We start from the raw sequence: 25,249 nt of genomic DNA, 5'->3' as shown, positions 1-25,249 counted from the left end.
CGGCTCCTCACGCGCGCGGCGAGGCGGCCGCGTCGCGCGCGTGCGCGATCAGGCTGTCGACCGCATCCGGCGCGGTGCAGAACGCGGTCACGAAACGCACCACGTCCGGACCCCAGCGGTCGCGATAGAACTGGAATCCGGCCTGCACCAGCGCGGCGCTGACCGGTTTCGGCAGACGGCAGAAGATGATGTTGGCCTGCGTTTCGCCCATCACCTCGACGCCTGGCACCGTCGCGAGACCTTGCGTGAGACGGCGCGCCATGTCGTTCGCGTGACGCGCGTTGCGCAGCCACAGATCGTCGTTCAGATACGCGTCCATCTGCGCGGAAAGAAAGCGCATCTTCGAGAACAGATGGCCCGCGCGCTTGCGGCGATAGCCCATTTCGGCGGCCAGCGTCGTGTCGAACAATACGATGGCTTCGGCGGCGAGCACGCCGTTTTTCGTCGCGCCGAGCGAGAGCGCGTCGACGCCCGCTTTCCATGTCATCTCGGCGGGCGTGCAGCCGAGCGAGACGAGCGCGTTCGCGAAGCGCGAGCCATCCATGTGCAGCTTGATCGACGCGGCCTTGCAGACTTCGCCGATCGCCGCGATTTCATCGAGCGTGTAGACGCTGCCCACTTCGGTGGCCTGCGTGATGCTCGCGCAGGCGGGCTGCGTCGAGTGCACGTCGCCGACCTTCACGCGTGCGGCCGCGCGCAGTGCGTCGGCATCGAGTTTCGCGGCCGGCCCGTCGAGCGTCACGAGCTTCGCGCCGTGCGTGTAGAACTCGGGCGCGCCGCATTCGTCGTTGTTGATGTGGCTGGCGGGGTGGCAGTAGACGTTGCCCCAGGGCGGCGTCATCGTGCTCAGGCACAGCGCGTTGGCGGCCGTGCCGGTCGGCACGAGAAACACGGCCACGTCGCGCTCGAAGATCGCGGCCAGCCTGCGCTCGACGCGCGCGGTGATCTCGTCCGCGCCGTATGGGCTCGACTGGCCCGTGCTGCTCGCCACGATCGCTTCGACGATTTCCGGCGATGCGCCGGCGATGTTGTCGCTCGTAAATCCCCATGCGGGCGCACGTGCGCCCGGTGCTCGCTCACTGTTCATGCTTGCGTTCCTCGACTGGCGGGCGACGATGGCTCGCCCGGATCGACGCATTCTGGCGCAGGCGGCCCGGCGTCGGCTTGTAAAAAATTGCGCGACGCGGCGGGGGCGCTCAGGCCTGGTAAGTCGATGGCGCGACGCCGAAGGCCTGGCGGAACGCGCGATTGAAGTGGCTCTGGTCGTAGAAGCCGACCGCCTGCGCGACGCTGGCGATGGCTTGCGGACGCCTCGACAGCAGGCTGCACGCATGTTCGAGGCGCAGCCGCACGAGCCAGGCGTGCGGCGTCATGCCGATGGTCTGCTTGAACTGCTTGAGGAACGCGAAGCGCCCGAGGCCGCAGAGGTCGGCCAGCGCATCGAGTGTGATTTTTTCGGCGAGATGCGCGAAGCAGTAGTCGCGCACGCGCTGCCATTGCAGCGGCGAGAGCGCGCCTTGCACCGTTTCGGGCACGATCGCGCGCGATTGCGCGAGCAGCAGATCGGCGAGCGCGAGCCATTCGGATTGCACCGCGAGCACGTCGGCGTTGGCGCTCATGGCGTCGTGCAGTCGCAGCAGCCGATGCGCGAGCGCCGGGTCTTCGAGCAGGGTCGCGGCGAGCGAGGGTTCGCGCGGCGCGCCGCCGATCTCCTGCGCCACGCTCGCGAGCAGGTCGGGCGCGACGCGGAAGGTCTTGAGCGTATAGGCGTCGCCGTCCTCGCCCACGCCGTCGTGAATCTCGCCGGGCGGCATCAGCGCGATGCATCCGGCCCCGACGCGCACGGTCTTGCCGTTGAAGCGCTGCCGCTGCACGCCGTCGGTCACCAGCCCGATATGGAAGTCGAGATGGAAATGGCGCTCGAAACTGAAGTCGACGAAGCGCGCGGCGCCCAGCACGAGGCCGGGAACCTCTGAGACCTGGTGGTAGTGGACGGAGTCGGCCATGGAGCAGGGTGCGGGAGGCGGCGGGTTCGCGTGAGTATACCGCCGGGCGGCGCGCGGCGCCTGGGCGGTTCGGGGCACAATGGCGTGGTTTGGCGTGTATTCACTCAACATCCATGAGAATTCGCTTCAAGATTCATCCACCATCGACGATGAGGTCATCATGAGCAATCCGAATCAATCGACCGAAGCGGCAGCGTCATCCGGACACAGCGAAGCGTATGAAGCCGGCAAGGCGCGGCGCACGCAGGTGATGGGCGAGCCGTTCGTCGAACGCGCGATGAGCGGAACCGATGGCTTTTCGCGTCCGCTGCAGGATTGGCTCAACGAACACGCGTGGGGCAGCACGTGGCTGCGTGACGGCCTCGATCTCAAGACGCGCAGCCTGTGCACCTGCGCGATGCTCGCCGCGCTCGGGCGCAGTACGGAACTGAAGGGGCACGTGCGCGGCGCGCTCAACAACGGCGCGAGCGTCGTCGAGATCCGCGAAGTGCTGCTGCACAGCGCGCTCTATGCGGGCGCGCCCGCGGCGAGCGAAGCGTTTCGCAGCGCGCGGGCGGTGCTGGAGGAAATGGGCGTGCCGATGCCTGAATGACGGGCCTCGCCGGATGGGCGAGACCGATAAAACCCGTTCAGGCCGCGACGCTTTCGCGTTCCTCGCGCGTTTGCGGCGTGAGCGTGTCGATCGTCACCGGCACGCGGCGCGCGACCGCGCAGAGCAGTTCATAGCCGATCGTGCCCGACGGTTCGGCCACCTCGTCGACCTTGATGTGCTCGCCCCACAACTCGACCGTCGAGCCGATATTCGCCGCCGGACACGGCGTGAGATCGACCGTGAGCATGTCCATCGACACGCGGCCGACCACGCGCGTGCGCACGCCGTCGACCATGATGGGCGTGCCGGTGGGCGCGTGACGCGGATAGCCGTCGGCGTAACCGCAGGCCACCACGCCGATGCGCATCGGCTGCTCGACTTCGTAGGTGCGTCCGTAGCCCACGGTTTCCTGCGGCGCGAGCGTCTGCACGCCGATGATCCTGCTCGTGAACGTCATGGCCGCGCGCAGCCCGACGCTTTCGATATGCCGCGCCGCGCCCGTGGGCGACGCGCCGTAGAGGATCGTGCCGGGGCGCACCCAGTCGCGGTGCGCGCGCGGATGCCAGAGCACCGCCGCCGAATTCGAGAGCGAGCGCTCGCCGGGAATGTCCTGCGTGGCGGCGTCGAAGCGATCGAGTTGCCAGTCGATCGCGCCGTCGTCGGCGTTCGCGAAATGGGTCATGAGGCCGATCTCGCCGATCGTCGGCACGGCGCGGGCGCGCTCCCAGGCGGCGCGGTAGGCGTCCGGACGATAGCCGAGGCGGTTCATGCCCGAATTCATCTTCAACTGGATGTCGATCGGGCGCGTGGTGTTGGCCGCCGCGAGCAGCGCCAGTTGATCGTCGCCATGCACGGTCACGGTCAGGCGATGCGCGACGGCCGTCGCCACGTCGGCGGCGTCGAACACGCCTTCGAGCAGCAGGATCGGGCCGGTCCAGCCCAGTTCGCGCACGCGCACGGCTTCGTCCAGATCGAGCAGCGCAATGCCGTCCGCCGCCGCGAGCGCGCAATAGATGCGCTCGATGCCGTGGCCGTACGCGTTAGCCTTGACGACTGCCCAGACGCGCGCGCCTTGCGCGCTTCGCTTCGCGATCTGGAGATTGTGGCGAATGGCATCGGGATGAATGCGGACGGCAATCGGACGCGGCATGGCGAATGGGTTCCTGGTTAGTGGTTTGTGCAATCGTATTGATTTTCGTCCAGTTATTTTTAATGTATTTTTTCGGAAATTTGGACGAAACCACTGGTTTGCGATGTCAGCCGCTGGCGAGGTGTTTGTAGTAGAAGGTGGTGGCGCAGAGTGCGCCGTCCGGCATTAGCGCGTAGTCCGGCACGGTGCCCGCGCGTTGCCAGCCGCTGCGCCGGTAGAGCCGTTCGGCGTCGCCGCCCGTGACGGTGTCGAGCACGAGCACGGTTTTTCCGGCCGCGAGCGCGTGGGTATCGACGGCCTGCATCAGCAACTGGCCGACGCCGCGCCGCCGCGCGCGGCGATGCACGAGCATCTTGGCGACATCGGCGCGATGCGGCTGATTGTCGGGCTGCGACGTGACGATCTGCACGGTCCCGACGATCTCCCCGCGCGCGTCTTCGGCGATCAGCAGAATGCGTTCGCCTGCGGCCACGCCGTCGGCCACGCGTTTCCAGAATGCCCGCGCCGTGTCGCGCGCCAGCGGCGCCATGAAGCTGACCGAGGCGCCGCCCGCCACGCAGTCCATCAGCACGTCGGCGAGCGCGTCGATGCTGGCGGCGGCTTCGTTTGCGCCGAGCGGGCGTACCGCGATGGCGTCGTTCATTGCGTTCACGTCGTTCATGCCGGGCTCCTTGCGCTGCCGTCGGGGACGCGGCTGAGCGCCACGAGATAACGCGCCGGCTTGCGCGTGGGGTTGCGATAGACGATCGGGCAATCGAGGCGCATCGCGAGACAGTCGCCGGTGCGCAGGCGCCAGCGCTCCTCGCCGACGGTCATCTCCATTTCTCCCTCGATGATCCAGACCTGCTGATGGATTTCCGCGTCGCGCAGGCTGGTGTCGTAGGCCACGCGCTTGCCCGCCGGGAATTGCACTTCCACGAGTTGCAGCGGCGACCAGAGCGCGGGCGAGAGATTGCGGCGCACGTAACCCGAAGCGGGATCGGTCCAGACCGGCTGTTCCCCGGCGACGGCGAGCGGCGAGGGCTCGGTGGCCGCCGCGCCGTCGGGTGCTTCGAACAGCGAGGCGAGCGAGACGCCGAGCGCCGTCGCGAGTTTGTCGAGCACGACGGCGGTGGGGCTGCTCTGTCCGCGTTCGATCAGCGAAATATTCGAGCGGCTGACCGTGCTGCGATCGGCGAGCGCATCGAGCGACCAGCCGCGCGCGTCGCGCAATTCGCGCAAACGCTGGGCAAGGGCGGTGTGGATGTCCATGCGGCGTCCAGTTTATTGGAGGTTGATTTCCAGTAAACTAGACGAGCAATATTCGCGTGTCAACCGCTTCGAATCGAACGCGATGACGGCAGGGTGATTCAAATTAATACGGATGCCGAATTAATTGATGCAACAAAAAAGCGTGCAGCCGCGATGGCCGCACGCCCGTCACCGTCGCTTACGCGGCGGCGATCACGTCGATGCGCAGCGCTTCGCCGCCCGCTGCGACTTCGAGCAGACGGTCGACGTTCGGGTGCGCGCCCGGACGGTTGCGTGCGTCGGCGGTGTGCTCGGCGAACACTGCGAGGCCGTGCTCGGCCGCTTTGGCGTCGAGCGTGCCGAAGGCTTGCTGCAGATAGTGATAGACCGCGAGCGAGCCTTGTTTGCCCGGCTTGTTTTCGATCGTCGAGACCACGGCGCCCTGGCCGTTCACGAGATCGATGCGCTCGATGCCGTCGATAGCGGGCAGTTGCGCGAGATTGTCCTTGAAGACGTTGCCGGGTTGAATCATGAGAGCACTCCGTTAAGTCAGATAAAGCGTGGGGATGGCGTAGTGGGCCGCATTTTAGCCGATCCCCCGCGCCCGTTTCAGGCCGGGCCGCAGCCGCGCGCGCCGTCTCGCTGCGGCGCGCGCGAGAAAACCGCCTGATTTCAGGGCTTTTCTTTCCCGAGCGCCGTGAGGATCGCGTAGCCGGCGCGCACGCGCGCGTCGATCGGATAGGCCTTGTTGGCAAGAATCACCACGCCGATTTTCTGCGAGGGCACGAACGCCGTATAAGTCGAGAAGCCGTTGGTCGAACCGGTCTTGTTGATCAGCGCGTCGGTTTGCGGCGGCAACGGCGGCGTGATCGCGGTGGCGGGCATGCCCTTGCGCAGCATGTCGGGGCCGTTGCCGCTTTGCAGCGTGGCGAGCGTGACGGGCCACGGATACTGCTCCCACACGAGATCCTGCGTGATTGCGGCCGCCTTGTAATAGCCCGTGTGCGTGCACGCGAGCGCGCGTTGCCACGGCTCGGGCAGCGCGGTGAGACCCATGTTGGCGTCCAGATAGCGCACGAGATCGGGCGCGGTCGTGCGCATCCCGTAGGCTTCGTCGGCGAGCACGCCGGGATGCAGGCGCAGCGGCGTGTCGTGCGCATCGTAGCCTTGCGCGTAATCGGGCATGCGCGCGGCGGGCACGTCGAGCCACGTGTGCGTCATGCCGAACGCGGGCAGCAGACGCTGCTGGACGGTCTCGCGATACGGCTCGCCCAGACTTTGCGCCGTGGCCATGCCGAGCAGCCCGATGCCGAGATTCGAATACACGCGCTGCGTGCCCGAGGGTTGCGCGGGCTGCCAGCGGCGGTAGTACGCGATCAGTTGCGCATCGTTGGTCACGTCGTCGGGTTCGAACAGCGGCAGGCCGGACGTATGCGTGCCGAGATTGAGCACGCTCACGCGATCGAACACGCTGCCGCGCAGCGCGCCGACGTACCGGCTGGCGGGCGCGGCGAAATCCAGCTTGCCCGCGCCCTGCGCGTAGCACGCGAGCGTGGCCGTGAACGTCTTGGTCAGCGAGCCGATTTCGAACAGCGTGTCGTCGCGCACGGGCGCGCCGCTGGCCCTGGAGGCCACGCCGTAGCGATAGAACGTGTGCTTGCCGTTCACGGTCACGCCGACGATCAGGCCCGGCACGCCGTATTGCGTCCGCACGGGCGCGATGGCGGCATCGACGGCGTCTTTCAGGCGGTCTTGCGCGTGGCCGGTGGTGGCCGTGGCGGCAGCGGCGGCCAGGCTCATCGACATCAGTAAAAGTTTTATCTTGATTTTCACGATCGAGGAGAGAGTTGGTCAGTAGAGCGCCCGACAGACGCCGCCGGGCGGCGGATCACACTCATTGCGCCGACGATTGTGGTGCGTTGCCCGCCGTCCGACAAGCGACGATAATTTGGTTGAGCCACAAGCCAAACTTATAGGTCGACACGATGCGTCCCAATTTACCGCTGCATGCGCTGCGCGCTTTCGAGGCGTCGGCGCGCCACCTGAGCTTCACGCGCGCGGGCCTCGAACTCAAGGTCACGCAGGCCGCGGTGAGCCAGCAGGTGCGCATGCTCGAAGAGTGGCTCGGCGTGCCGCTGTTCCGGCGCCTGCCGCGCGGGCTCGGCATGACCGACGAGGCGCGCGCGCTGCTGCCCGTGCTGAGCGACGCGTTCGGCCGCATCGAAACCGTGCTCAAGCAGTTCGAGGGCGGACGTCTGCACGAAGTGCTCACGGTGGGCGTGGTCGGGACATTTGCGATCGGCTGGTTGATGCCGCGTTTGAAGTCGTTTCGCGAGGCGCATCCGTTCGTCGAATTGCGGCTGCTGACGAACAACAATCTCGTCGATCTGGCGGGCGAGGGGCTGGATTTCGCGATTCGTTTCGGCGACGGCAAGTGGCCCGCGACCGACAACACGCGCCTCTTCGACGCGCCGCACGCGGTGCTGTGCGCGCCGGAGATCGCGCGGCGGCTGACGTCGCCGGCCGATCTGGCGAAGGAGACGCTGTTGCGCTCCTATCGCACCGACGAATGGCTGGAATGGTTTGCGGCCGCGGGCGTCGAGGCGTGGGCCGTGAGCGGGCCGATTTTCGATTCGTCGCGGCTGATGGCGGAGGCGGCGATGCAGGGCGCGGGCGTCGCGCTCGCGCCCGCGTGCATGTTCGCGCGCGAGTTGCAGGCGGGCTTGCTGGTCAGGCCGTTCGAGGTGGAGGTGAGGCTCGGGAGTTACTGGCTCGCGGGGTTGAAGTCGCGCGAGATGACGCCGGCGATGAAGGCGTTTTGGGGGTGGATTGTGGGGGAGGCGCGGGCAGCCTGACGCCGTTCACCTTCCCGCTTCACAACACGTTCAACATCGCCAGCGCCGTCTCCTGCAGATGCGGCAGCACGCGCCGCACGGCTTCTTCCGGGCTTTCATTCCCGATCGACATATTGGTGCTCAACGCCGCCACCACATCGCCGTTGCGATTGCGCAGCGGCACGGCCACGCCGCGCACGCCGACCTGCAACTGCTGCTCGATCAGCGCATAACCGTCCACGCGCGCGCGCACGATCTTTTCGCGCAGACGCGACGCGCTCGTGATCGTGTGCGCCGTGAAGGGCGCGAGCTCCACGCCGTCGAGCCAGTTCGACACCGCCTCCTGATCCTCCTTGTGCGCGAGCAGCACGACGCCCGGCGAGATCAGCGGCGCGGGCACGCGCGCGCCGAGCACGAAGCCCGTCGTCATCACGCGCGAGACGCCGTTGCGCGCGATCACGACGAGATCCCAGTCGTCGAGCACGCTCACATACGCGGATTCGTTGAGCGTCGCGCTCAATTGCTGCAGATACGGCTGCACGGTGCGCGGCAGGCGCGCCGAATCGAAATACGACCAGCCTACGCGCAGCACGCGCGGCGTGAGGCCGAACAGACGTCCGTCGGTGTAGACGTAGCCGAGCGATTCGAGCGTCAGCAGATAGCGCCGCGCGGCGGTGCGCGAGAGGCCGGTGCGTTCGCCGGCCTGGGTCGCGGTCATGCGCGCGTGCTGGTTGTCGAAGGCCTCGAGTATCGCGAGGCCTTTTTCGAGTCCGGCGATCCAGTCGCGCCGGGCGAGGGGGGTGGTTTTCATATCGGATGGCCGGAAGGCAAAAAAGCCGGGCATGCGCCCGGCCTCGTGACTGCCTCTGCGCTTGCGCTCAGTGCGCCTGCGCGGGCTTCATGCGCGCCGCCACGATCAGGGAAATCAGGCAGCCGATGGCGAGATACGCGGCCACCAGATGCCACGAGCCGCCGCCCACGCCCACCAGCGCCACGGCGATGAACGGCGTGAAGCCGCCGCCCACCACGCTCGCGAACTGGTAGCCCACGCCCGCGCCGCTGTAGCGGTATTCGGCGCCGAACAGTTCGGTGAACAGCGGCTGCTGCACGCTCACCACCATGTCGTGCGCGAGGTTCGCGAGCGCCACCGAGCAGATCACGATCCACACGATCGAGCGCGCTTCGAGTGCGAGGAAGAACGGCACCGCGCCGGCGAGGCCGATCGTCGCGCCGATCAGATAGACGCGGCGCAGGCCGACGCGGTCGGCGAGCCACGCGAAGCACGGAATCGTCACGCACGACAGCGCGCCGACGAACAGGCCGATGCCGAGGAACAGATCGCGCGAGAGGCCGAGGTTCGCGGTCGAATAGCTCAGGGCGAACGCGGTCACGATGTACATCGTGAAGAGTTCGGCCAGACGCAGCGCGACGATATAGACGAAGGCCTTCGGATGACGCGTCAGCGCTTCGAGCACCGGCATCTTGAGCTTGCGATCGCCGTGCTCGACCTTTTCGACGAATTCGCGCGACTCGTCCATGCTCGAACGCACCCACAGGCCGACCAGCACGAGCACCACGCTGAAGACGAACGGCAGACGCCAGCCCCAGGCGCGGAACGCCGTCTCGCCGAGCAGATGGCTCAGCAGCGCGACGATGCCGGTCGCGAGCACGAGGCCCACGCCGTAACCGACCTGCACGCCGCTGCTGTAGAACGCTTTCTTGTGCTTGGGCGCGCTTTCCACGGCCATCAGCGCCGCGCCGCCCCATTCGCCGCCCACCGCGAAGCCCTGAATGGCGCGCAGCAGCACGAGCAGTACGGGCGCCCACCAGCCGATCGTCGCGAAGGTGGGCAGCAGGCCGATGGCGACCGTCGAGAGGCCCATCAGCATGACGGTCAGCACGAGCATGCGCTTGCGCCCGAGGCGGTCGCCGTAGTGGCCGAACACCACGCCGCCGAGCGGGCGGAACAGGAAGCCCACGCCGAAGGTCGCGAACGCCGCGAGCGTGCCCATCTTGCCGATGTTGGGGAAAAATGCCGTGTTGAAGACCAGTGCGGCGACAATCCCATAGAGCAGAAAGTCGTACCAGTCGACGACGGCGCCGACGAAGCTGCCGATCGCGGCCTTGCGGGCCTGGCCGCTGGAACGGGCGGCAGGGGCGGGCTCGCTGGCGCCGGTGGTGTCGAGGGTCGGGGTCATGAGTGTCTCCAGAAACTGGCTTTTGATCTATGTCGCCAAACATGGCTGCGGGACTTGCCGCAGCGGTGAAACGGAGCATAGAGCCGCGCAGGCGGCTCGGCAATGTACGGAACGCGCAAAATGCGCGATTATCGCCCAAGCGCGTGCGTTTATCGAACGCTTTGCGGGTTAGCACCGAGAACGGGCAGCCCCGGAACGATGCCCGTCTTTGGCGCGATGAACGATTTGGTTAAAATTGGCGTGCACTGGCGGCGCGGTCTGTCGTCGCTGTCGTTCATGGTTTTTTGCTGGTATCAGGAGCCTTCCGCATGTCGTCCAACCCCATTTCCGGCGCGCCGGAGCAGGCCAATCCGCTCGGCATGGCCGGCATCGAGTTCGTCGAATTCGCGGCGCCCGATCCCGCCGCGCTCGGGCGGCGCTTCGAGCAGCTGGGGTTCAAGGCCATCGCGCGCCACATCAGCAAGGACGTGACGCTCTATCGCCAGGGCCAGATGAATTTCCTGCTGAACGCCGAGCCGGACTCGTTCGCCGCGCGCTACGCCGAGGAATACGGCATGGGCATCTGCGCGATCGGCGTGCGCGTGGACAGCGCGCGGCGCGCCTTCGAGCACGCGCTGCGTCTGGGCGCGTGGGCGTTCGAGGGCGAGCGCGTGGGCACGGGCGAGCTGAAGATCCCGGCCATTCAGGGCATCGGCGACTCGCATATCTATTTCGTCGACCGCTGGCGCGGCCGTGGCGGCCAGCGCGGCGGCGTCGGCGATATTTCGATTTTCGACATCGACTTCCGGCCGATCGACATCGCCACCGCCGAGGCCGATCTGGAGCACGGCGGCACCGGCCTGCAACGCGTCGATCACCTCACGCAGACGGTGGGCGCGGGCCGTATCGGCGAATGGCTCGACTTCTATCGCGAGCTGCTGCACTTCCGCGAGATTCACGAGATCAACGCGAACTGGCACGTCTCGCAGGAGTCGCGCGTGATGGTGTCGCCGGGCGGCGAGATCCGCATTCCCGTCTATGAGGAAGGCACGCGCCGCACGGAGCTGATGCACGACTATCTGCCCGATCATCCGGGCGAGGGCGTGCAACATATCGCGCTCGCCAGCGACGACATCGTGCCTTGCGTCGACGCGCTGATGGCCAATGGCGTCGAATTCGTGGAGCCGCCGCCCGCGTACTACGATTCGGTCGATGCGCGCCTGCCCGGTCACGGCCTCGATATTGCGGCGCTGCGCAAGCGTCATATTCTGATCGACGGCGAAATCGGCGCGGACGGCGTGCCGCGTCTTTTCCTGCAGACCTTCGTGAAGCGTCGTCCCGGCGAGATTTTTTTCGAAGTGGTGCAGCGCCTGGGCCATCATGGTTTCGGCGAGGGCAATCTCGACGTGCTCGCGAAGGCGCGCACGGCTTGATGCCTGACATTGCACGCTGAAAAGGAAAACGCCCCGCTGAAACCGGGGCGTTTTTCATGCTGCGTTGGTCTTCGTGCCGGCGGGCTTTACACCGTCACGACGATCTTGCCGACCTGCGCGCCCGCCTCCATGTAGCGATGCGCTTCGACGATCTCGTCGAGCGTGAACGTGCGGTCGATCGCGGGCTTGAGCGCGCCCGAGGCGAGGCCTTCGGTAATGAAGCGTTTCGCGCGTTCGAGCTTCGCGGTGTCGGTGGTGATTTCGAACAGTTCGTAGCCGCGCACCGAGAGATGGCGCGAGAGCAGGTCCATCACCGGCACGCTCAGATCGCGCGTGTCGAGCGCGCCGTATTGCACGAACATGCCCTGTTTCGCGAGCGCGCGCAGTTGATGCGCCGCTTCCGGGCCGCCAACCGGATCGAAGGCCAACTGCGCGCCCGTGCCGCCCGTGAGCTCGCGCACCTGCTGCGTGAGCGCGTCGCCGCCGCCCGCGATCACGTGCTGTGCACCGGCTTCGAGCAGCGCCGCGCGCTTGCTGTCGCTGCGCGTGAGCGCGATCGGCACCGCGCCGACGCTGTTGGCGATCTGGATCGCCGCCAGTCCCACGCTGCTGGACGCCGCGCCCACCAGCACCGCCTGGCCGCGTGCGAGGCCGCCGATCTCGATCAGCGCGCCCCAGGCCGTGGCGTACTGCATCCACGTGGCGGCCGCTTCCTCGAACGAGAGGCCGGCGGGGTTCTTCACCACGGCGCGCGCGGGTGCGTTCACGAGTTCGCCGTACATGCCGTAGTCGAGAAACGAAAATGCGGGGACGACGCTCACGGCGTCGCCGGGCGCGAAGTCCTGCACGCCGCTGCCCACGGCTTCGACCACGCCCGAGGCTTCGTAGCCGAGCGCGGCCGGAAAGCGCGGCGCGTGCGTGTACTGGCCGCTGCGATACATGACTTCGGCGCGATTCAGGCCAATCGCCTTGACGCGGATCTGCACGTCCCCGGCCTTGGGCGCGGGCACGTCGATATCGTCGATCTGAAGCACCTCGGGGCCGCCGATACGGTGAAAGCGTACGATTCTGGACATTCTGGATTCCTCTTGAATTCGAACGGGGCGCACAGCATCGAGCACAGCCTCGCGGAGCGCGCCGGGTCCGAATACTGTATGCCGCGCGGCGGCGCGAATAAACGCGCGGAGCGATTACTCATTGTTATTGGATGAATAACAATGCGCGACACCGGCGAGGAACGCGCGCAGCACGTCAGCCCGGACACCGCTTGCCGATCAGCTCCGTAAGCCAGTCGACGAACACGCGCACCTTGCCCGGCAGATGCTCGCGATTCGGGTACATGACGGAAATCGGCTTGGGCACCTTCACGACGCCCGGCACCACTTCCACGAGTTGTCCCGCGTCGATATGCGGCTGCAACGCGGGGCGCAGCGCGTGTATCAGCCCGAAGCCCGCGAGACCGCAGGCGAGCAGCGCTTCGGCATTGTCGGTGAGCAGGGCGCTCTCGAGCTTGAGCGCGACGTTCTTGCCGCCGCTGCGATACACCCAGTCCATCACGCGACGATTGCGTCCGGTGAAGAAGTTCACGGCGCGATGCGCGCGCAGATCGTCGAGCGTGCGTGGCAGGCCGTGACGCGTGCAATAGGCGGGCGACGCGCAGGTCGCCATCGACACCGAGCCGATCTTGCGCGCGACCATGCTGGAGTCTTTCAGATCGCCGATACGCACCACGCAATCGATGCCTTCGCCGATCAGATCGACGGGCTGATCGCTCGCGCCCAGCACGATTTCGATCTGCGGATAGCGCTGCTGGAATTCGGGCAGTGCCGGAATGATGACGGCCTTGGCGAGCGCGACGGCCACGTTCAGGCGCAGCCGTCCTTTAGGCTGCGGACGCTGCTGCGAAAACTGCGCGAACGAGGCGAAGGTCTCGTTGACGCCCGCGAGCAACTGCACGCAGCGCTGATAGAACTCGTCGCCCTCGGCGGTCGTGCTCACGCGCCGCGTGCTGCGGTTCAGGAGCCGGATGCCGAGTTCGTCCTCCAGTTGCTGCACGGCTTTCGTGACGGCGGGGCGATGCAGTTGCAGCGCGTCGGCGGCTTGCGTGAAGCTGCCGCGCTCGACGATATTCACGTAGATCTGCATGGTTTGCAGACGATCCATGGGGCTTCCTCGGCGATCGGTTCAAGCGGTTCAAGCGGTTCAAGCGGTTCAACGCGTTGCGGGGCGCACGCGGTTTCGCATGTGCGGCGGCGCACGGACGCGCGGCATCGCGTTCGCCTATGCTGCAACCGGGTCCTCCCACAAGCGGTGACGACAATGATAAACACTGACCGCATCGACGAGAGACGTCCGCGTGCACGGCGTAGGACCGTGCTGCGCGCGAGCGCGTGGCTGGGCTTTTGTCTGAATCTGCTACTGAGTTTGTGCGTGGGCGTGTCTGCGGATGCGCGGGCGCAGGACCGCACGCCGCGCAGCGCGCAAGACGCCGCGCCGGGCTATCGTCCGCCTGTGTGGACCGCGAGCCTGCCCGGTCATCCGACCTTGCTGCTGCTGCCGACGATCCACGGCCTCGCGCACGACGATCCGCGCATCGACGCCGCGCTTGCCGCGCTGGCGGACGGCGTGCAGGCGGTCGTGCTCGAAACGAACGTGAACCCGACGCACGAGAACGTGCAGACGATCCTGCGCTACGGCCTCTATCCGGCCTCCGACAATCTCTCGAATCACATGCAGTCGATGAGCGCCGAAGCGCTCGCGCATTGCGCGCGCGACAGCGGCGCCGACATCAAGCTGTTCTTCCAGCACAAGCCGTGGTTCGCGGGCTTTCTCGTCGATGCGGTGCGGCTGCACGCGGACCGCTTCGAGTGGAAGAACGGCGCGACGCATCCGCATCTCGTGCCGACGGGCGAGTCGCTCGTGTTCGCGGGGATCGATTTGCGGCTCGAAACGATCGCGCAGCGCCGGCGCATTCCGCTGATCTATCTGGAGACGATGGAGCAGGGCATGAGCCTCTTCGACACCATGCCCGCCGCCGATCAGGACGCCTTCCTGCAAGGCGAGTGCGCGGGCCTGCATGGCGCGCGCCAGGGCGCGGCGTCGTATGCGCAATTCCAGCAGGCGTGGGTCGCGGGCGACGCCGCGCAACTGGAGCGGCTGGCGATGGCGCGCTACCCTGGCGAAAGCGACGCGCATTACGACTTCAGCCAGTATCTCTACGTGCGCGGCACCGATATTTTTGCGCAGACGCTCGCGCGCGACGGCTATTTCTACGGCAAGGGCCCGATTCTGGTCGCCGTGGGCGCGGGGCACTTCTTTGGTGCGCAGTCGCTGCTGCAACGGCTGCGCGACGCGGGTTACAACGTGAGCGGGCCGGCGCCCGCGCCCGGCGAAGTCGCGGCTCGCTGACGATTCGTAAACTTACCGATTCTTGCGAGGACTTCCCTAAACTTTCCCGTACATGCGCCGTTAGAGCAGGTATGAAAACGCCATTCTCGAAAACGGAAGCCCAGCTTCTGCTGTCGATCGCCCACGAACGCGCGGAGCACCGCGCGGCGGCGGCGGGCGTCGATCTCGAGTCGCCCGCGGGTTCCGCGATCTACGACACGGTGATCTATTCGACACTCTCCGAATTCGCGCCCGCGCTGACGATCGACGAATTCATCGGCCTGCTCGCCCGTCCCGAGGTCCTGCACTGAGGGCGGTATCGCCAACGGCCGGATGAAAAAACGGCGCGCGGGTGAGAGCCCGCGCGCCGTTTTCTTATCGGCGAAATGATGAGCGACGCCTAGAACTTCTCGCGCAAACCCACGCTCACGATCGCCTGCGATTGCGCGTTCGACGAGTGGCCGTTGCCCTTGTCCGAGACCGAGGCGGTCGCGGCCACCGGACGGCCGAGCGCGTCGAGCGTCGTGCCCGAGGCGTGCTGATAACCGGCCAGCAGATACACCGTCGAGCGCTTCGAGAAGTCGTAGAGCGCGCCGACCGAGACGTTGTGGTACTGCGCGGCGTCGTCGAGATTGTCGACGTCGCTGCCGCGCGTGTAGCTGTAGCTCGCGAACAGATGCGTGTTCGGCTGCACGTTCCACATGCCGAACACGCCCGCGATATTGAACTTCGCCGTGCCCGAATAGAGCGAGTTCGCGCCCGCCTTGTACTGCACGTTGCTGTAGTTCACGCCCACCTGCACCGTGCTGAAATTCCACGTCGCGCCCGCGGCCACCACCTGCTGCGATTGCGCGCTCGCGAAACCTTCGTTGATCGACGAGTTGAAGGTGCCGTCGTAGGTGCCTTGCCACTTGCCGTAAGTGGTGTCGTCGAGGCCGGTCTTGCTGTTGTCCGAGCGCTCGTAGCCCACGCCCACGCGCAGCGGGCCGTTCGCGTAGCCCGCGCCCACGCTCCACGTGTTCTTGCGCTTGAGGCTGCCCGCCTGGCCGCCGAAACCGTATAGCGCGCCGAACGTGAAGCCGTTGTAGTTCGCGCTCGTGTACTTGATCGAGTTGTCGACGCGCGTAGTCTGGTCGAGATCGTCGATATCGCCCGGATGCGCGCCGAAGCCGCCGATCTGGCTCACCGGCGCGACCGGCCCGACGAAGTCGTCGAGCGAGGTGTACTGGCGGCCCATCGTCAGCGAGCCGAAGTGCTGGTCGGCGAGGCCCACGAACGCCTGGCGGCCGAACAGGCGGCCGCTCTGGCCCGAGGTGCCGTTGCTGATGTCGAAGCCGTCTTCGAGCACGAAGATCGCCGAGAGGCCGTTGCCCAGATCCTCGCGGCCCTTGAGGCCCCAGCGGCTGCCGGAGAGGTTGCCGGTCGTCACGCCGACATTCGAATGGCCCTGATAGGCGCCGGTCTTGCCGACGCGCTCGTTGCTGCGGTAGGTGATGCCCGCGTCGGCGATGCCGTAGAGCGTGACGGAGCCCTGCGCGGCCGCGGTGCCCGCGAGCGTGAGCAGAACCGGAGCGCAGAGCAGGTGGTGTTTCATCATGTGTCGTCTCGGTGAAGAGTGGAGCGCCGCATCAAAGCGGTCTCGTTGTTATGCGCGCGCAGCCCGGCCGCCTCGATGACGAGGCAGCCGGCGTGCGGCGCTGGAAAAACGCGGATGGGAACTTCAGGACCTCAGGCGCGTGATATCGCGCGACGCCACGTGATTCGACGCGTGGCGTGTCGCGGATATCAGCGCTTGAGCGAGGCGCCCGGCGGCAGCTCGGGCGGCGTGACGTTCACGGTCTTGCGCAGCTTCGCGACGTCGTCGGCGCTGACCGGCGCGCCGGTATTGCCCCAACTGGTGCGCACGAAGGTGGCGACGTCGGCGACTTCCTGATCGGAGAGGCGCCAGCCGAACGGCGGCATCGTGAAGGTCGAGGGCGCCGTCTGCGTGCCTTCGAGCGCGGCGCCCGCGAGCAGCACGTGGATCAGCGACGTGGCGTCCTTGCCCTGCACGACGGGGTTGCCGCCGAGCGCCGGGAACACGCGCGTGTAGCCGCGTCCGTCGCTGCGGTGGCAGGCCATGCAGTTGTCGCGATAGACCGCCGCGCCGCGCGCGCTCGCATCGCCGCCTTGCAGCTTGCTCGCGGCGGTGGCGTCGTAGGCGTACGGCGTTTCCTTCGCGTCGTTCGAGGGCAACGTCTTGAGATAACGCGCCATCGCGAGCAGATCGGCGTCGGTCATGTACTGCATGCTGTGCTGGACCACGTCGGTCATGCCGCCGAACGCCGCCGTGTGCAGATTGCGGCCGGTTTTCAGGAACTGGACGATGTCGTCCTCGCTCCACGCGCCGATGCCCGTACGCGGATTGCCGCGCAGGCTCGACGGCACCCAGCCGTCGATCGGGCCGCCGCCCGCGAGGAAGTCGTCGCCTTCGAGATCGGTCAGCGCGAGTTCCTGCATCGTGCGCGCGCGCGGCGTGTGGCATGCGCCGCAATGGCCGAGACCCTGCACGAGATACGCGCCGCGCGCGACGATCGCATCGTTGTAATGCGCGGCGTCGAACGGCGCGACCTTCGGCGCGAACATCGTGCGCCAGATGCCGAGCGGCCAGCGCATCGACAGCGGCCACGGAATGTCCACCGCGCGATTGGCGGCGTTCACCGGCGCGACGCCGTGCATGAAGTACGCGTAGAGCGCTTTCATGTCGTCGTCGGAGAGGCGCGCGTACGACGGGTAGGGCATCGCCGGATAGAGCGTGTCGCCGTTCGGGCGCACGCCCTCGCGCACGGCCTTCGCGAAGTCGTCGTAGGTCCACTTGCCGATGCCGCTGTTCGCGTCGGGCGTGATGTTGGTCGAGTAGATCGCGCCGATCGGCGTGTCGAACTTCAGGCCGCCCGCGAAGGGCTTGCCGCCTTGCGACGTGTGGCAGGCGATGCAGTCGCCGGCGCGCGCGAGGTACTCGCCGTGCGCGACGCGCGCGGCGTCGGACGACGCGGCTTGCGTCGACGGCGCCGCCGTGGCGGCGTGCGCGGCCGTGGCCGCGAACGTCATCGAAAACGTCACCGACAGCGCCGCGCATGCGGCCAGCGCGCCACGTGCGACGCCCGTGGGGAAAAGGGTCTTCTTCATGCGGGTCGTCACACGCTCACCAGAGGGCCGGGGTTCTTGAGGTACTGGCTGCGAATGGCCTTCGCGGACCAGTACGCCAGGGCGGCGACCATCCCCGTGGGGTTGTAGCCGATGCCTTGCGGGAACGCGGACGCGCCAATCACGAAAACGTTATGGACGTCCCAGCTCTGCAGATAGCGGTTCAGCGCGCTGGTGTTCGGGTCGGTGCCCATGATCGCGCCGCCCACGAGGTGGGTGGTCTGATAGCGGCGCGAATCGAAATGCGCGCCGAACTCGCGCGTGTAGACGTTGATGGCCTTCGGGCCCATCGCCTCGGCGATCTTCTTCATCTGGCCGGTCACGTACTGCGCCATCTTGACGTCGTTGTCCTTCCAGTCGAAGGTCATGCGCAGCAAGGGCTGGCCGTACGAGTCGCGATAGGTCGGATCGAGGTCGAGGAACACATCGCGATACGACATGTTCGAGCCGTGCGCGTCCATCGAAATGGTGTGCGCGTAGTGATCCTTCACGGCCTTCTTCCACTGCGAGCCCCAGTTCGGCGTGCCCGCGGGCGTGGCGATGCCGCTGATCGGCTTCACGCCCGCCTGGTTCACCCACAGCGGCGAGCCGCCGACGAAACCGAGCGGACCGTGGTCGAAGTTGTCGGCGTTGAAGTCGTCCACGGCCACGCCGTTGCCGCCCGCGCCGATGAACGGATTGGTCCACGTGTCCTTGTCGAAGAACGCCGTGATGGTCGAGAGATTCTGGTAGGCGAAATTGCGGCCCACGACGCCCGTGCCCGACACCGGGTCATACGGCTTGCCGATGCCCGAGAGCAGCATCAGATGGACGTTGTGATACTGGAACGCCGAGACGATCACGAGATCGGCGGGCTGGAACACTTCCTGGCCCGACGGATCGACGTAGGTCACGCCGGTCGCGCGCTTTTTCGTGTCGTCGAGTTCGACGCGCAACACATGGCACTTCGAGCGCAGTTCGAAGTGCTTTTCGAGCTTGAGCGCGGGCAGGATGTTCAGGTTCGGCGACGCCTTCGAGTACATGTAGCACGCGTAGCCGCTGCAGTAGCCGCAGAAGTTGCACGGGCCCATCTGCACGCCGTACGGGTTCGTGTACGGACCCGAGGTGTTGGCCGAGGGCAGCCGGTACGGATGCAGGCCGACCGACTTCGCGGCGTCCGAGAAGCGTTGCGCCGAGTACGTATTCAGTTGCGCGGGCAACGGAAAATTGTCGCTGCGGCGCGCTTCGAACACATTGCCGTCGCCGACCACCTTGTCGCCGACCTTGTAGGCCTGGCCCGAGGTGCCGAACACTTTTTCGGCGAAGTCGAAATGCGGCTCCAGCTCGTCGTAGCTCACGCCGTAATCCTGGATCGTCATGCCTTCCGGGATGAACTTCTTGCCGTAGCGTTCTTCGTAATGGCTCTTCAGGCGCAGCTCTTCCGGCGTGATGCGAAAGTGCACGCCCGACCAGTGCAGGCCCGCGCCGCCCACGCCCTCGCCGGGCAGAAACGCGGCGAGCTGGCGGTAGGGCAGCGCCGTTTCGGCCGCGTTATGGCGGATCGAAACGGTGGTCTTCGAAAGGTCGAGAAAGAGCTTCTTGCGGATGTTGTACGTGAGCTCGTCGATGGTGTTCGGGTACGCGCCATCCGGATAGGTGTCGCGATACTCGCCGCGTTCGAGCGCGACCACGTTCAGGCCCGCTTCCGTGAGCTCTTTCGAGAGGATCGCGCCGGTCCAGCCGAAGCCGACCACGACCGCGTCCACATGAGGTTTCTTGATCGCCATTACGTGCGCTCCCCGTTGATCGATACCGGACCGTACGGGTAAGGCTGACCGTTCTGGTTCACGAAATCCATGAAGTCGGCGCGCGCGCCGGGAAAGCCGATCATCTTCCACGCGGCCATGTCCTTGTTGCCGCCGTGGATCGGATCGCAGAAGTAGCCTTCGCGCGTGTTCTGCAGCAACTGGCCGAAGAACACCTTCGCGGGCACCGAATCGAGTTCGACCTTGCCCGCTTCGAGATTCGCGAGCAGCGCGTCGCGCGTGTTCGCGTCGAGTGCGTCGAAATCCTTGCCGTATGCCTTGTTCGCGTACGCGTTCACCGCCGCGATGCCGAGGCGGTAAATGTCGCGCGGCACCAGCTTCATCTGATAGCCGAGTTCGGGCGCGCCTTGCTGGAACGGCCCCTGCATGTACCAGAGCGCGCCGTGCGCGTAAGGCGTGTCCATCTGACGGTCGATGAATTCGGGCACGCCCGCGTCGAGCGCGCCCGGACCTTCGGCGTCGGCGGGAATCAGGCGGTCGACCGCCGCTTGCACGAAGGCCCATTCACGGGCGTCGAAGTAGCGGGGCTTGTAAGGGGCGGCCTGGGCCTGGGTTTGTCCCGGCTGGCTGCCGCCTGATTGTTGCGCGTTGCCGGCGGACGACTGCGCGCCGCCTTCGCAGCCGGCGAGCGCCCCTGCGGGAACGAGCACTACCGCCGTGCGTAGGAATCCACGGCGAGACGTGAGAGGGGATTCGGACATTGTTCGATTCTGTATGAATTCGGCGCGATCTGATCTGACCGTGAGCATCTGGGGAAGCCGGTTTCTGCCCGGCCACCGCGGTAACCAATGGTAATTGGAACCGGTTCCATGATTGGCGGGGCATTTTACAATAATCCGTTGCGCTGGCTGTATCGGTCGCGGCAGGTCAAGTGGCGGGGTGTCGCAAGGCGGCGCGGCATGGCGTCCCGGATGGTTCGCGAAAGTCGTGCGGATTCAAGGGCTTGAGTTCGCTGCGCCGATTTCGGACGGGCGGCGTCCGCGCGCAATCGGTGACGTTTCAAGACGGGCGCACGGCCGCGAAGGCTGTTGCTTTTTGGGGAATGTGCCGGGCGTTGGGTTGTCACTCGCGGACGGATTCGCTAACGCACGGGATCGCGCGGGATTGTGTACAACATGTAAAGGCGCGTGCCTGATCGTCCGATCAATCCCCGAAACAGCAGTGCGAACAACCGCCGCAAATCCCTGCCCAGCCGCGCCCACGCTGGTGTGGCCGACCGTCTCCGAACAAACCCTAACAAGTCCATCAAGTTGTTTGACAACTAGTCGGGGCGAGTGCTACTGTGCGGATATCGACAACCCACCATTTCTGCACGAGGCCTCATGAACGTGTCCCCGATCGTCGAAAGCGAATTCGCTTCGACCGTGATGGCGGTGCCCCCTCTGGCACGCCGCGCCGATTTTTCCCTCGACGTTGAAGCAAACGGCAAGCTCATCCGCCATATGGAAGCGGGCGGCATCCGCACGCTGCTGTACGGCGGCAATGCCAACCTGTACCACGTCGCCGTGAGCGAATTCCGCGAGTTGCTTGACATGCTCGCCGAACAGACCGCGCCCGAGACGCGCGTGATCCCGGCCATCGGCCCGGACTTCGGCAAGATGCTCGATCAGGCGCGCATCCTCGCGCAGACGCAGTACAAGACCGCCATGGTGCTGCCGCTGTCGGGCTTCACCACGCCGGCCGGCGTCGAAGCGGGCCTCACGCGCGTCGCCGACGCCGCGGGCATTCCGCTGACGCTCTATATCAAGAGCGAGGATTATGTCGATGTGGACACGCTCGTGCGCCTGATCGACCGCGGCACGCTCATCGCCGTGAAGTACGCCATCGTGCGTCAGGATCCGGCCAACGATCCGTATCTGCGCCGCCTGCTGCAAAGCGTGCCGGCTTCGAAGGTCGTCTCGGGCATGGGCGAGCGTCCGGCCCTCGTGCACGTGCGCGATTTCGGCCTTGCCGCCTGGACCACGGGCTCGGGCTGTATCGCCGCGAACGCCGTGATGGCGCTGCTCAAGGCCGCGAAGGAAGGCCGCGCCGACGAAGCGCAACGCCTTTACGACGCGTTCATGCCGCTCGAAACGCTGCGCGACGACATCTCGCTGATCCGCGTGCTGCACGACGCCGTCACACTGTCGGGCATCGCCGACATGGGCCCGATCCTGCCGCTGCTTTCGCAGTCGCCGGCCGAAGCGCTGCCCGCCATCGGCGAAGCGGCGAAGACGCTGCTCGCGTTCGAGCGCACGCTGGCCGGTTCGGCGCAGGCGGCGCACGCCTGAGCGGCGCGTGCAGGCGCTTGCGCGGAGGCTCGTGCAGGCGCCTGTGTCACTGAATGAACTGAACGGAGCGACCATGTCGTCTATCACGGGAGCCATGCTGATCGGCGCGCAGTCGGTGCGCGGTCAGGCCGGCGAAATGCGTGCCTTCGCGCCCGCGCTCGGCCAGGACATCGAGCCGGCCTTCGGTCTCGGCAACAAGGCCGACGTCGCGCGCGCCTGCGAACTCGCGGCGCAGGCGTTCGACGCCTTCCGCGCCGCGCCGCACGAAACGCGCGCCAAACTGCTGGAAGCGATCGCCGAGCGCATTCTCGTCATCGGCGACGAACTGATCGAACGCGCGCATCTGGAATCGGCGCTGCCCAAGGCGCGCCTGGAAGGCGAGCGCGGCCGCACGGTCGGCCAGTTGCGCTTGTTCGCCTCGCTGGTGCGCGACGGCCGCTGGTGCGGCGCGGTGCTCGATTCGGCGCTGCCGGAGCGCAAGCCGCTGCCGCGCTCGGACCTGCGCGCGCAACGCATCGGTCTCGGCCCGGTGGCCGTGTTCGGCGCGAGCAACTTCCCGCTGGCGTTTTCGGTGGCGGGCGGCGACACGGCGTCGGCGCTGGCCGCCGGCTGCCCGGTGGTCGTGAAGGCGCACCTCGCGCATCCGGGCACCTCGGAACTCGTCGGTCGCGCGATCCAGCAGGCGGTCGCCGACGTCGGCCTGCCCGAAGGCGTGTTCTCGCTGATCTTCGGCGGCGGCAACGAAACGGGCGAAGCGCTGGTCGCGCATCCGGCCATCAAGGCGGTGGGCTTCACGGGTTCGCGCCGCGGCGGTCTCGCGCTCGCGCAGATCGCGGCGCAGCGCGCGGAACCGATCCCCGTCTACGCGGAAATGAGCAGCATCAATCCGATGCTCGTGCTGCCGGCCGCGCTGGCGGCACGCGGCGAGGCGCTCGCGCAGGGTTTCGTCGATTCGCTCACGATGGGCGTCGGCCAGTTCTGCACGAATCCGGGCCTCGTGCTCGCGATCGATTCGCCGGAACTCGACCGTTTCGTGACGGCCGCGAGCGCGGCGCTCACGCACAAGCCCGCGCAGACCATGCTGACGGCGGGCATCGCGTCGGCGTATGACGAAGCCGTGGCGCAGCGCAAGACGCAGGGCGTCGAGCAACTCGCCGAAGGCACGGCCAACGATGCGCAGTGCGCCGCGCTGCCGCTGCTGTTCAAGGCGAGCGCCGAGCAGTTCCTCGCGCAGCACGCGTTGTCGGACGAGATTTTCGGGCCGACCTCGATCGTCGTGGCGTGCCGCGACGAAGCGGAACTGCTGCGCGTGACCGAGCATCTCGAAGGCCAGCTCACGGCCACGCTGCAGATCGACCGCGACGACTACGCGATGGCCGCGCGTCTGCTGCCGGTGCTCGAACGCAAGGCGGGCCGCATCTTGGCGAACGGCTTCCCGACGGGCGTCGAGGTGTCGTACGCGATGGTCCACGGCGGCCCGTTCCCGGCCACCTCGGACGCGCGCACGACCTCGGTGGGCGCGATGGCGATCGAACGCTTCCTGCGTCCGGTCTGCTATCAGGATCTGCCGGCGGAACTGCTGCCGGCCGCGCTCCAGGACGAGAATCCGCTGGCGCTGTGGCGTCTGCGCGACGGCGAACTGGTGCGCAAGTAAGTACCGCACGACGTCGGGCGAAGGCGCTTGCCGCGGCTCCCGAGCCTGCTGCAAGCGCCTTCTCACGGGGCGGCCCGACGATCGACTCACAGCATGCTCACAAAAGCCCTGACGTTGCTTGACAACTTGATGTGTGGTTCGGCATCCTTTGACCGCGGCGAAAGTTGGCGCGAAGGTGGCAGCAAGCTGGCAATAAGTTGGCAATAAGTTGGCAATAAGTTGGCAACAGGCTGGCGCCAAACAGGCGTCCAGCCGGAAATACAGGCATCAGAACGACAACAGCCGTGTATTCAAAACCCATAATCAGATGTGAGGAGATGCGATGTTCGATGGACGCTTGAAGGCCAGCGTGCTGGCCGTATGTGTGGCGGCCGCGGCGGCGCTCGGCATGAGCGCGGCGAAGGCGGATCCCGTTTCCCTGAACATAGTCGACGTGGCCGGCAACCTGCAGCTCACGCAGAAAGCCTTCGAGGCGTTCAAGGCGAAGTACCCGAATCTCGTCTCCAACATCACGTACACCAATGCTCCCGCGCCGCAGTTGCCTGGCAAGATCAAGGCGATGCAGGCGGCCGGCCGCGCCGATATCGATCTCGTGCTCACGGGCACGGACGCGCTGGCGGCGGGCATCGAACAGAATCTGTGGATGAAGCTGCTGCCCGATCAGACGGCGGCGCTGCCGGGCGTGCTCGACAAGTACGCGCCGGGTCCGCGCAAGATGCAGGATCTCGCGCAGGGTTACGGCCTCGAAGTGTCGTACATGCCGGCCGGTCCGCTCGTCGAATACAACCCGGCCAAGGTCGCGAAGCCGCCGCACACGCCGGCCGAACTGCTCGCGTACTGCAAGGCCAATCCAGGCAAGCTTATTTACGCGCGTCCGGCCAATTCGGGTCCGGGCCGCACGTTCCTGATGGGGCTGCCGTACCTGCTCGGCGACAAGAATCCGCAAGACCCGATCAACGGCTGGGACAAGACCTGGGCCTTCCTCAAGGAGCTGAATTCGTGCGTGCCGTATTACCCGGGCGGCACCTCGGCGGTGATGAAGGAACTCGGCGAAGGCACGCGCGACATGACCGTGACCGTCACGGGCTGGGATATCAACCCGCGCGCGCTCGGCATCGTGCCCGCTGAATTCAAGGTGCAGGCGTTCGACAACATGACGTGGGTGAACGACGCCCACTACATGGTGGTGCCGAAGGGCGTGTCGAAGGAGAAGCTCGCGGTCCTGCTCAAGCTGATGAACTTCATGCTGGAGCCGCAGCAACAGGCCATGACGTATGACGACGGCTACTTCTATCCGGGCCCGGCGGTGAACGGCGTGACGCTCTCGATGGCGCCGAAACCGAGCCAGGACGTGATCGCGAAATACGGCCGTCCCGAATACGCGAAGTGGCTGACGCAGTATCCGCACGTCCAGCCGCTCTCGGCGCAGGCGATGGTCGCGGCGTTCCAGAAATGGGACCGCGAAGTCGGCTCGCAGAAGTCGCAGTAAAGGGCGCGGCGCCGGGCTGCTCGCAGTCTGGCGCCG

Annotated in this window: 24 protein-coding genes; 8 read left to right on the top strand and 16 right to left on the bottom strand. The window is 66.6% G+C overall.

All coding sequences use genetic code 11. The features are described from left to right. Window positions 1-7: 7 nt before the first annotated feature. The gene (locus tag G5S35_RS18125) at window positions 8-1,087 is read right to left on the bottom strand and encodes a threonine aldolase family protein (protein ID WP_183039350.1); all 1,080 of its coding nucleotides are present in this window, start codon (window positions 1,085-1,087) and stop codon (window positions 8-10) included. A 109-nt stretch (window positions 1,088-1,196) separates the two neighbouring features. Then, window positions 1,197-2,006 (bottom strand): AraC family transcriptional regulator, encoded by an 810-nt coding sequence (locus G5S35_RS18120; RefSeq protein ID WP_074985850.1) that lies wholly within the window; start codon window positions 2,004-2,006, stop codon window positions 1,197-1,199. 160 nt (window positions 2,007-2,166) lie between these two features. Here G5S35_RS18120 and G5S35_RS18115 point away from each other — a divergent pair, with 160 nt between their 5' ends. Continuing rightward, entirely contained in the window at window positions 2,167-2,598 is a 432-nt protein-coding gene (locus tag G5S35_RS18115; RefSeq protein WP_065064978.1) for a carboxymuconolactone decarboxylase family protein, read from the top strand. Window positions 2,599-2,635: 37 nt separating this feature from the next. On the opposite strand, the gene alr is transcribed toward G5S35_RS18115, so the two are convergent. The 5 genes from alr to ampC all read right to left on the bottom strand — a co-directional run bounded on the left by alr (window position 2,636) and on the right by ampC (window position 6,784). After that, window positions 2,636-3,748 carry an alanine racemase gene (alr, locus tag G5S35_RS18110; protein ID WP_110328569.1) on the bottom strand — a complete coding sequence of 371 codons (1,113 nt, stop codon included), beginning with the start codon at window positions 3,746-3,748 and terminating at the stop codon, window positions 2,636-2,638. Window positions 3,749-3,854: 106 nt separating this feature from the next. Continuing rightward, window positions 3,855-4,391, bottom strand: a complete 537-nt coding sequence (locus G5S35_RS18105; RefSeq protein WP_074986019.1) for a GNAT family N-acetyltransferase — start codon at window positions 4,389-4,391, stop codon at window positions 3,855-3,857. 14 nt (window positions 4,392-4,405) lie between these two features. Further along, window positions 4,406-4,999: a helix-turn-helix domain-containing protein gene (locus G5S35_RS18100; protein ID WP_065064940.1), complete on the bottom strand. Its 594-nt coding sequence runs from the start codon at window positions 4,997-4,999 to the stop codon at window positions 4,406-4,408. A gap of 178 nt (window positions 5,000-5,177) precedes the next feature. Next, the gene (locus G5S35_RS18095) at window positions 5,178-5,510 is read right to left on the bottom strand and encodes a DUF2322 family protein (protein WP_065064941.1); all 333 of its coding nucleotides are present in this window, start codon (window positions 5,508-5,510) and stop codon (window positions 5,178-5,180) included. A 140-nt stretch (window positions 5,511-5,650) separates the two neighbouring features. Beyond that, the gene (gene ampC / locus G5S35_RS18090) at window positions 5,651-6,784 is read right to left on the bottom strand and encodes a class C beta-lactamase (RefSeq protein WP_183039349.1); all 1,134 of its coding nucleotides are present in this window, start codon (window positions 6,782-6,784) and stop codon (window positions 5,651-5,653) included. Window positions 6,785-6,963: 179 nt separating this feature from the next. On the opposite strand from ampC, the gene G5S35_RS18085 reads away from it, so the two are divergent. Beyond that, window positions 6,964-7,833 carry a LysR family transcriptional regulator gene (locus G5S35_RS18085; protein WP_065064943.1) on the top strand — a complete coding sequence of 290 codons (870 nt, stop codon included), beginning with the start codon at window positions 6,964-6,966 and terminating at the stop codon, window positions 7,831-7,833. A 19-nt stretch (window positions 7,834-7,852) separates the two neighbouring features. Here the strand turns inward: G5S35_RS18085 and G5S35_RS18080 are convergent, their stop codons facing one another. From G5S35_RS18080 to G5S35_RS40015, 3 genes are all read right to left on the bottom strand, one after another. Then, window positions 7,853-8,623 carry an IclR family transcriptional regulator domain-containing protein gene (locus tag G5S35_RS18080; protein ID WP_065064944.1) on the bottom strand — a complete coding sequence of 257 codons (771 nt, stop codon included), beginning with the start codon at window positions 8,621-8,623 and terminating at the stop codon, window positions 7,853-7,855. Window positions 8,624-8,690: 67 nt separating this feature from the next. Next, window positions 8,691-10,010: a shikimate transporter gene (gene shiA, locus G5S35_RS18075; protein WP_183039348.1), complete on the bottom strand. Its 1,320-nt coding sequence runs from the start codon at window positions 10,008-10,010 to the stop codon at window positions 8,691-8,693. A gap of 149 nt (window positions 10,011-10,159) precedes the next feature. Further along, a complete protein-coding gene (locus G5S35_RS40015; protein WP_260183678.1) occupies window positions 10,160-10,288 on the bottom strand; it encodes a hypothetical protein in 129 nt (42 codons plus the stop codon). 30 nt (window positions 10,289-10,318) lie between these two features. On the opposite strand from G5S35_RS40015, the gene G5S35_RS18070 reads away from it, so the two are divergent. Then, window positions 10,319-11,422, top strand: a complete 1,104-nt coding sequence (locus tag G5S35_RS18070; RefSeq protein ID WP_065064946.1) for a 4-hydroxyphenylpyruvate dioxygenase family protein — start codon at window positions 10,319-10,321, stop codon at window positions 11,420-11,422. An 86-nt stretch (window positions 11,423-11,508) separates the two neighbouring features. On the opposite strand, the gene G5S35_RS18065 is transcribed toward G5S35_RS18070, so the two are convergent. Next, window positions 11,509-12,498 carry a zinc-dependent alcohol dehydrogenase family protein gene (locus tag G5S35_RS18065; protein ID WP_183039347.1) on the bottom strand — a complete coding sequence of 330 codons (990 nt, stop codon included), beginning with the start codon at window positions 12,496-12,498 and terminating at the stop codon, window positions 11,509-11,511. Between the two features lie 175 nt (window positions 12,499-12,673). After that, window positions 12,674-13,585 carry a LysR family transcriptional regulator gene (locus G5S35_RS18060; protein ID WP_065064948.1) on the bottom strand — a complete coding sequence of 304 codons (912 nt, stop codon included), beginning with the start codon at window positions 13,583-13,585 and terminating at the stop codon, window positions 12,674-12,676. Window positions 13,586-13,795: 210 nt separating this feature from the next. Here G5S35_RS18060 and G5S35_RS18055 point away from each other — a divergent pair, with 210 nt between their 5' ends. Together G5S35_RS18055 and G5S35_RS18050 are read left to right on the top strand one after the other, a co-directional pair. Beyond that, entirely contained in the window at window positions 13,796-14,830 is a 1,035-nt protein-coding gene (locus G5S35_RS18055) for a TraB/GumN family protein (protein WP_183039346.1), read from the top strand. A gap of 71 nt (window positions 14,831-14,901) precedes the next feature. Then, a complete protein-coding gene (locus G5S35_RS18050) occupies window positions 14,902-15,120 on the top strand; it encodes a hypothetical protein (RefSeq protein ID WP_065064950.1) in 219 nt (72 codons plus the stop codon). 89 nt (window positions 15,121-15,209) lie between these two features. Here G5S35_RS18050 and G5S35_RS18045 read toward each other — a convergent pair whose 3' ends face one another. The 4 genes from G5S35_RS18045 to G5S35_RS18030 form a co-directional block, all read right to left on the bottom strand. Continuing rightward, the gene (locus G5S35_RS18045) at window positions 15,210-16,403 is read right to left on the bottom strand and encodes a porin (protein ID WP_183039446.1); all 1,194 of its coding nucleotides are present in this window, start codon (window positions 16,401-16,403) and stop codon (window positions 15,210-15,212) included. A 191-nt stretch (window positions 16,404-16,594) separates the two neighbouring features. Continuing rightward, window positions 16,595-17,977 (bottom strand): c-type cytochrome, encoded by a 1,383-nt coding sequence (locus G5S35_RS18040; protein ID WP_183039345.1) that lies wholly within the window; start codon window positions 17,975-17,977, stop codon window positions 16,595-16,597. An 8-nt stretch (window positions 17,978-17,985) separates the two neighbouring features. Then, a complete protein-coding gene (locus G5S35_RS18035) occupies window positions 17,986-19,761 on the bottom strand; it encodes a GMC family oxidoreductase (protein WP_065064951.1) in 1,776 nt (591 codons plus the stop codon). Continuing rightward, window positions 19,761-20,501 carry a gluconate 2-dehydrogenase subunit 3 family protein gene (locus G5S35_RS18030; RefSeq protein WP_065064952.1) on the bottom strand — a complete coding sequence of 247 codons (741 nt, stop codon included), beginning with the start codon at window positions 20,499-20,501 and terminating at the stop codon, window positions 19,761-19,763. The genes G5S35_RS18035 and G5S35_RS18030 overlap by 1 nt, the downstream gene beginning before the upstream one ends. Window positions 20,502-21,122: 621 nt before the next feature. Here G5S35_RS18030 and G5S35_RS18025 point away from each other — a divergent pair. The 3 genes from G5S35_RS18025 (at window position 21,123) to G5S35_RS18015 (ending at window position 25,213) form a co-directional block, all read left to right on the top strand. Further along, window positions 21,123-22,070, top strand: coding sequence for a dihydrodipicolinate synthase family protein (locus tag G5S35_RS18025; protein WP_183039344.1), 948 nt, complete (start codon window positions 21,123-21,125; stop codon window positions 22,068-22,070). A gap of 73 nt (window positions 22,071-22,143) precedes the next feature. Next, entirely contained in the window at window positions 22,144-23,724 is a 1,581-nt protein-coding gene (locus G5S35_RS18020; RefSeq protein WP_183039343.1) for an aldehyde dehydrogenase (NADP(+)), read from the top strand. A gap of 388 nt (window positions 23,725-24,112) precedes the next feature. Next, the gene (locus tag G5S35_RS18015) at window positions 24,113-25,213 is read left to right on the top strand and encodes an extracellular solute-binding protein (protein ID WP_234775070.1); all 1,101 of its coding nucleotides are present in this window, start codon (window positions 24,113-24,115) and stop codon (window positions 25,211-25,213) included. The last annotated feature ends 36 nt before the right edge of the window (window positions 25,214-25,249 follow it).

Origin of the sequence: Paraburkholderia tropica (assembly GCF_014171495.1) — a bacterium.
Lineage (GTDB): Bacteria > Pseudomonadota > Gammaproteobacteria > Burkholderiales > Burkholderiaceae > Paraburkholderia > Paraburkholderia tropica.
This window is presented reverse-complemented; position numbering and strand designations above follow the sequence as displayed.